6 protein-coding genes are annotated in these 5,640 nt (G+C 38.5%); 4 read left to right on the top strand and 2 right to left on the bottom strand.

The window, feature by feature from the left end:
* On the top strand, positions 1-324 hold a 324-nt coding region (locus B4N43_RS25420; RefSeq protein ID WP_286737026.1), incomplete at its 5' end, for a winged helix-turn-helix transcriptional regulator.
* Positions 325-476: 152 nt separating this feature from the next.
* On the opposite strand, the gene B4N43_RS25415 is transcribed toward B4N43_RS25420, so the two are convergent.
* Both B4N43_RS25415 and B4N43_RS25410 read right to left on the bottom strand, forming a co-directional pair.
* The gene (locus tag B4N43_RS25415; RefSeq protein ID WP_075993095.1) at positions 477-1,409 is read right to left on the bottom strand and encodes a DUF4267 domain-containing protein; all 933 of its coding nucleotides are present in this window, start codon (positions 1,407-1,409) and stop codon (positions 477-479) included.
* A gap of 69 nt (positions 1,410-1,478) precedes the next feature.
* Positions 1,479-2,057, bottom strand: coding sequence for a Crp/Fnr family transcriptional regulator (locus tag B4N43_RS25410; protein ID WP_075993096.1), 579 nt, complete (start codon positions 2,055-2,057; stop codon positions 1,479-1,481).
* A 540-nt stretch (positions 2,058-2,597) separates the two neighbouring features.
* Between B4N43_RS25410 and B4N43_RS25405 the strand changes: the two genes are divergently transcribed.
* The 3 genes from B4N43_RS25405 to B4N43_RS25395 all read left to right on the top strand — a co-directional run bounded on the left by B4N43_RS25405 (position 2,598) and on the right by B4N43_RS25395 (position 5,401).
* Positions 2,598-3,194, top strand: coding sequence for a Crp/Fnr family transcriptional regulator (locus B4N43_RS25405; protein ID WP_115049191.1), 597 nt, complete (start codon positions 2,598-2,600; stop codon positions 3,192-3,194).
* A gap of 173 nt (positions 3,195-3,367) precedes the next feature.
* Positions 3,368-3,964, top strand: a complete 597-nt coding sequence (locus tag B4N43_RS25400) for a hypothetical protein (protein ID WP_070565714.1) — start codon at positions 3,368-3,370, stop codon at positions 3,962-3,964.
* Between the two features lie 189 nt (positions 3,965-4,153).
* A complete protein-coding gene (locus B4N43_RS25395) occupies positions 4,154-5,401 on the top strand; it encodes a helix-turn-helix domain-containing protein (protein WP_286737023.1) in 1,248 nt (415 codons plus the stop codon).
* Positions 5,402-5,640 lie beyond the last annotated feature (239 nt).

Here is a 5,640-nt window from a genome sequence, read left to right as displayed (position 1 = left end):
AGTCTCAACTGTGGTTTAGACCTGATTGGTGAAGTTCTCTATGGTAAATGGAAAATAAGATTATTGTGGTTTATCAATGAAGGGTACAAACGCCCAAGCGAACTCCAGCGCAAAATACCGGATGCTTCACGAAGAGTTCTAAATGTTCAGCTAAAAGAACTTGAAGAGCACGAATTGGTTGCAAAAGTTATTTACCCTGTTGTACCACCTAAAGTGGAATACAGTCTTACAGAATTTGGGAAGACTTTAATCCCTGTAATTTCTGCACTAGGAAATTGGGGTGATGAGCATCAGAAGCGTCTAAGGAAAGTAATTTTGAAATAAAACGTTGAATTTCCCCGGGAGAAATTCAAAAAAATGGCGTGCGAAATATCAAAAAAAGTCGATTCTTCATTTAGAATCGACTTATATACATACGCTAACTATGATATATGACCTAAAATTTACGACCTCGATAACGCTGGTGGCCAGCTTCATCATTTCAGATCACCATAGCCTTGTAGACCAGTTGTCTTACAATAGGCTTCCTCAAGAATTTTCAATCGTCCGCTTTTTATTGCAATTTTCGCAACAATACTCAGAAGAGGTTCTACAATTTTCATTACTCCTGTCATCTTGGAGTTATTCAGGTAAATGAACAGAGCCAGGTCTGAAAAATTCTTTGGAATTCCGTTCCCGTCCGTAAGACCATCCTTTGCCAGCCCCAATAGAATCAGTGCGGCCTTCTCAAATTCAATATTTCCTGGATCGATGGTTGTCCGTAACCGGCACACACCTTTAGATCTATTATTAAAAAGATGTGTTTCATTAGCCGATATGAAGATCTTATCCCCCGACTTGAGTTGGTAACGTTTACCGCTTCTACCCACTTCCAATTCACCTTCAAGGACTTCAAACCTTTCAGAAAATAGTGTATGATAATGCCATGGCGTTTTTGCTCCGGGGAGTAGATCACATTCACTTATAGTAGAACCACCATTGGCCGCAGACTGAATAAGATCAAAAGATACTTGATTATAAGGATTGTCGGTTCTCTTTTTTTGCATTAAAAGCACCGGCCCCACTATAATGCAGATCAATACAGCTATCATATGAGCTATGCCATGCTGCCAGTCGCTGCCATTTTTGCCCATTACAATCATGAAATCGCCTAAGGGCACGACGGTCGCTGCTAGCAACGCTATGGCCAGTGCTTTCCTTTCATTTGCCAATACTAAAAGCACCAGAAGAATACCAGAAAATAGATCGCGAATTCCTTTGATGTAGTGAAAGGAATAATCAGCATGTGTATTAGTAGAGATACCGTAATCGAATTCAGCGTTAAGCGGTGAAAACAAAAATCTTAGACCTATAAATAGTAAACCTATTCCGGTCAAAAATGAAATGATGTAACATATTCTTGTTGCCATAATATATAATTTTATTGACAACAAAGTTATCTGGACCGATTTCACTATTCATGCACCTAAGTTAATAACTCAGTCCCTCCTCGTATTTCGGCTCCGGATACGGCTTAACGATTGTGGTTTCACCCCGACGTACGAAGCAATATAATATTGAGGAATTCTTTGTACTAGCTCAGGGTATTCTTTTATAAATTTCTCATAACGAATTTCGGGAGAATCAGTATAAAAAGAATTAAGCCCTTGAAGGGTCTGAACAAAAACCTGCTCTATCACTAACCTGCCGAAACGTTCGCCATTCTTGATCTCAGAATAAAACACTTGAAGATCATTATAAGAAATTACCAATAGTGTACAATCTTCAAGAGCTTGAATAATCTGCCTAGATGGCTTTTGGGGAATAAAACTTTCGTTATTGCAGACAAAATCCATTTCTTTACCAAATCCATATGTTTTCTCCTCCCCATCATTGTTGATATAATACTGCATAACACCGCTGATAATAAAACCAACATAACGGCAAACGTCCCCTTCACGCAAAAAATATTCACCCTTCCTGTATTTCTTTTCCCTAAAAAGTTTTGAAATCAGGTCCCTATCTGCTTGATTAATGTCTATTGCATCTGTGACCGTTTTTAATAATATATTTATCATAATAGCGACGTATTGGTTCTTTAAAGATCGTAAAAATTTTTATGCCAGGATCAGAAAGTCAAAGGGTGATCGGGATAGCTGGTGTCCTATAACTTAAAGGAAAGCTTGCCGAAGAAAATGCTGCAAAGGATGAGAGTTGATGGTAAAAATTGACAAAAAAACAATAAGCCCCTACAAAGGAGCCACTTATGAAGTGGCCAAAATAGTTCCTTTATTTCGACACTTATAACTTATTCTCAGATTTGGACTTATCTGGAAATTTTATTCGTTGAGGTCGGCCAGGGATCTCGATACGGAATCGGTAGAGATTATTCTCACCGCAGCTACTGGGATAACGCTTCGGTTTCAAAAACGAAACAGAACAATAAATACAGACGACTATTATTGCCGCTACAAATTCAGGCACAATAATACCAAGATAAAATCTATCATATATATCTAGTGGTCATTGATATCGAAATATCCAAAGAAGAAGAAAAATCAATTTTAGCTATTTAAAATATACGTTATATTTATTCGAATATAGCCCCGCTAAAGCAAATGACAGAAACAGAAAAATATCTTGCTGACTTTAAAACAGCTGTTACAAGCGTATATCCCATTTCGGATAAGGCATTTGATTTATTGGCTGAAACGGCCTACGTTCAGCAGTTTAAGAAAAATGAAGTTTTACTTAGGGAAGGGCGTGTCGCCAATGACATTTTCTTTGTCTGTAAAGGAGCCTTAAACTCTTATTTTATTGATGAAAAAGGAGCTATCTGGAATAAATGGATTTATTTGGAGAGGGATTTTGCGAGCACAAGATTTTCGGCAATCATAAAAACGCCCAACGATTTTAAACTGCAAGCTATTGAAAACACTACTGTGGTATGTATGCCTTATCATCAAACAAGAGCAGCTATCAATCAAAATGATGAACTAAAAAACCTTTACATTGCCTATTTGGAGAAAAAATGGATCGTCATTAATGAAGAAAGAGAAATTTCTTTACTGACCGAAAGTGCAACCACAAGATATCTCAAATTGCTGGCGGCACATCCGGGAATTGACAGCAGAATTCCACTACAATATATTGCTTCGCACCTGAGCATTACCCCAACACAGTTGAGCCGAATACGTAAAGGGCTAACCAAATAAAAAAATCATTACGCTCAACCTATGTAGAGTGCGTTTTCGAAATCACACTTTATTTTTGCTTATTATCAAACAATAATAAAGGATACTATTAAACTCTTTGAAATAGAACGCATCGTACTATTAATTGAAGTTTGGAATAGGAGACCGTAATAATTAACAATTGAAATTAAATTATGCAAACAATTTCCAAAACACTAAAAATATTTCTAACCGCACTTATTCTTTCCAATATCGTACTGATGGCTTGTGTGGTCTACTTTTTTCTGAACAACAAGCACAGTTTAAGCGCGGAAAGAATAGATATCAAGGACAGATCTGGAAATAATCGTGTCGTTATTGCAAACACAGATAACATTCCGCAACCTATTATCAAAGGGAAAACATATAAAAGGGCTTACGCTCCCGCGGGCCTGATTTTCTATGATAAAAATGGAGACGAAAGAGGCGGTTTGGCAATTACCGATAATGAAGAGACTAACCTGAATGCACTTGCATTTGATTATCAGAATGCCGATGCCATTGGTATCCTGGCACAGGATAATAAACACGACAATTATTTCAGGGCTGGTCTATTGATTAATGATAAAGATCTATCCGGTAAGCCGGGGCATAATATTAACCGGATAAACCTACTAACAGAGAATGGGAACGCTTCTTTGGTGATGAAAGATAACAATGAGATACCGAGAATTATTTTAAAGGTGGACAGTCTGGGTAACCCTTCTATCGAAATGTTGGACGATAAGGGAAAAGTGAAATGGAAACAATAAGCTATAATCGAGAACTGTGCTGTCATTGATAAAATCACTATCTCCGCTTAAGCGATCGAAGCATAAACCGAAAAACGAAAAAGCAACCTATATCAGTAATCTCATTCGACAGCAGTTTGATATTGTATCGCATGGAACCCTAACAGATTTATCCGTTTGGATGGACACGGACAAGACCAGTAAAGATCATTGCTAATTTGTAAAAAAAAGCTTACTCGTCGCCCCGCTATCCGTAAATGGTTGGATCGGGGTACTTATATGGATGATGTAGCACCATTTGATCAATTATGTTTAAATTCACGTTACAATGATAACTTGCTACGGCCCATGATCAATATACTCTATACCTTTCATGCTTTTTCAGCGGGTGCATTTCTGTTGCTCGGCACCTTAATCGTTATGGGTGTCAACCACAGTTGTTCCCACGCAGACCGGTGGCTTGGGACTTGGTATTATTTGATGGCATGCTTATTTACCCAGCTTTTTCTTGAAGGTTTTCATATCGAGAGCAATGGATTGATCCATACGCTGGAACTCCCGCGATGGGCTACACTCCCCTGCTTCTACCTGGCCGTTCACTACATGGTCAAACCAACAGCAAAAATTCGGTATTGGGGACTACATTTTTTTCCATTCCTCGCTTTCGTTTTCTTCTCCATCATCTATTTAATACCCGGACTTTTTAATAGACACATCCATCCGCCTCAATTACCGCAATGGATCATCTTTGCTATCAAATATTTCTTTTTTGCACAATGTATCTTTTATTGGATTGCCTGTTATAACCTCTTTAAAATACACCAGAAAAACATTCGCCAGCTATCTTCCTATACGGAAAAGATAAACATGGCCTGGTTAAAGTACCTATTGATTGCGCTGTTATTGATGATTGTTGTCCGTCTACTCGCTATGGTTCATTTAGTTTTTAGTGCTGTCGCCCCAATTTTATATTTTATGGGCACAGTGGCACTTGGGTACGCAACGCTAACACAACGGTCAATTTACACAATTGAGTCTACAAAAAACCTCATCAACGAAGCGCAGCATAAAAAGGTTAAAGCCGAGGATCGGCTTACAGCACAACAGGTAGACACATTAAAAGAAAAACTATTACAGAAAACTACAGCTGAAAAGCTATATCTCGACCCGGGTTTAACACTATCATCCCTCGCGGAGCATATCGGAATCAATCCGCACGATCTGTCCTACATCATAAACAATGGACTGCAGAAAAATTTTTACCAGTTTATCAACGAGCTTCGCACGGAGGAAGCGAAACAACTTTTATTATCCGAAGAGGCCAAGCTACTTGATATGTTTGGAATCGCAATAAGGGCAGGTTTCAATTCAAGAACAACCTTTTATGCCAGCTTCAAAAAAGCAACAGGCATTACGCCGACAGAATATATGAAAGTCAATAGTAAACAATCAAACTAACTCGGCACAATGAAGTTTGTTCGATTGCATCCATTCGGACGGTTAGCCTATCAAAAAGACTTACTCTTGTATCATATCAACAAAAGAAATTATGATACAATACACCAAACCAAGCGGGTACTCGAGAGCGATCCGCCAATTTTCCAAAGCAACATATGGTCTTCTGGTGGGAGCATGTTGTCTTTTTGCTTCGATTGATACATTTGCCCAGTCCGCCTCTAAAGATAGCCCCCAGCAAC

The organism is Sphingobacterium sp. UBA1897 (assembly GCF_002337775.1).
Lineage (GTDB): Bacteria > Bacteroidota > Bacteroidia > Sphingobacteriales > Sphingobacteriaceae > Sphingobacterium > Sphingobacterium siyangense.
Note: the sequence above shows the minus strand (reverse complement) of the source record. Positions and strands in the feature narration are given on the sequence as shown.

Bases quoted from the DNA above. Each gene is read 5' to 3' on its own strand.
- B4N43_RS25415 (WP_075993095.1), bottom strand. From the start codon at position 1,409: ATGGCAACAAGAATATGTTACATCATTTCATTTTTGACCGGAATAGGT.
- B4N43_RS25400 (WP_070565714.1), top strand. From the start codon at position 3,368: ATGCAAACAATTTCCAAAACACTAAAAATATTTCTAACCGCACTTATT.
- B4N43_RS25410 (WP_075993096.1), bottom strand. From the start codon at position 2,057: ATGATAAATATATTATTAAAAACGGTCACAGATGCAATAGACATTAAT.
- B4N43_RS25405 (WP_115049191.1), top strand. From the start codon at position 2,598: ATGACAGAAACAGAAAAATATCTTGCTGACTTTAAAACAGCTGTTACA.